The sequence below is a fragment of the Synechococcus sp. R6-10 genome (genome assembly GCF_047461815.1).
Lineage (GTDB): Bacteria > Cyanobacteriota > Cyanobacteriia > Thermostichales > Thermostichaceae > Thermostichus.
In genome coordinates this window covers 1-1202 of the sequence record NZ_JANSHW010000500.1, presented here as the reverse complement: position 1 = coordinate 1202, position 1202 = coordinate 1, and the positions used below count along the sequence as shown (strand labels likewise).

At 57.1% G+C, this 1202-nt stretch carries 1 protein-coding gene; it reads left to right on the top strand.

Translation table 11 applies throughout. The annotated features are described in order from the left end of the window. The first annotated feature begins 72 nt into the window (after nucleotides 1–72). Nucleotides 73–1137 carry a photosystem II q(b) protein gene (psbA, locus tag NW837_RS12740; protein ID WP_011432036.1) on the top strand — a complete coding sequence of 355 codons (1065 nt, stop codon included), beginning with the start codon at nucleotides 73–75 and terminating at the stop codon, nucleotides 1135–1137. The last annotated feature ends 65 nt before the right edge of the window (nucleotides 1138–1202 follow it).

Genomic DNA, 1202 nt, shown 5'->3' with positions numbered 1-1202 from the left:
GTTGACGAAACTTAACGGATGTTTTAAGTTTAGGTTGTCAATCTTCGCGCTTCCTTAGGGAAGTTTGTCCTCATGACTACTGTTATCCAACGTCGCTCAACCAGCAACGTGTGGGAGCAGTTCTGCGAGTGGGTCACCTCCACCGATAACCGCCTTTACATTGGCTGGTTTGGGGTGCTGATGATTCCCACCCTGCTGACTGCCACCACCTGCTTTATCATCGCCTTCATTGGGGCTCCGCCGGTGGACATTGACGGCATCCGCGAGCCCGTTTCCGGTTCCTTGCTGTACGGGAACAACATCATTTCTGGGGCTGTAGTGCCCTCTTCGGCAGCCATTGGCCTGCACTTTTACCCGATTTGGGAAGCCGCCTCACTGGACGAGTGGCTGTACAACGGCGGTCCGTACCAGCTGATTGTGCTGCACTTTTTGATTGGGGTGTTCTGCTACATGGGACGCGAATGGGAGCTGAGCTACCGTTTGGGGATGCGGCCCTGGATTGCGGTGGCTTACTCTGCGCCCGTGGCAGCGGCCACAGCAGTGTTTTTGATTTACCCGATTGGGCAGGGGTCGTTCTCGGATGGGATGCCCCTGGGGATTTCGGGGACCTTCAACTTCATGCTGGTGTTCCAGGCAGAGCACAACATCCTGATGCACCCGTTCCACCAGCTGGGCGTGGCTGGCGTGTTTGGGGGTGCGCTGTTTAGTGCCATGCACGGGTCGCTGGTGACCTCGAGCCTGATTCGGGAGACCTCGGAAGAGGAGTCTCAGAACCTGGGGTACAAGTTTGGGCAAGAGGAAGAGACCTACAACATTGTGGCGGCGCACGGGTATTTTGGCCGGTTGATTTTCCAGTATGCGTCGTTCAACAACAGCCGGAGCCTGCACTTTTTCCTGGCGGCTTGGCCGGTGATTGGGATTTGGTTTACGGCGCTGGGGATCAGCATCATGGCGTTCAACCTGAACGGGTTCAACTTCAACCAGTCGATTGTGGACAGCAACGGTCGAGTGGTTGGGACGTGGGCTGATGTGCTGAACCGGGCGAACCTGGGGATGGAAGTGATGCACGAGCGGAATGCGCACAACTTCCCGCTGGACTTGGCGGCGGTGGAGGTAGCGCCTGCGGTGCGTGGCTGATGGCCTGACCTGACGCTTCAACAGCATTGGTGGATCCCCCAGCTTGGTCTGGGGGATTTTTTTGT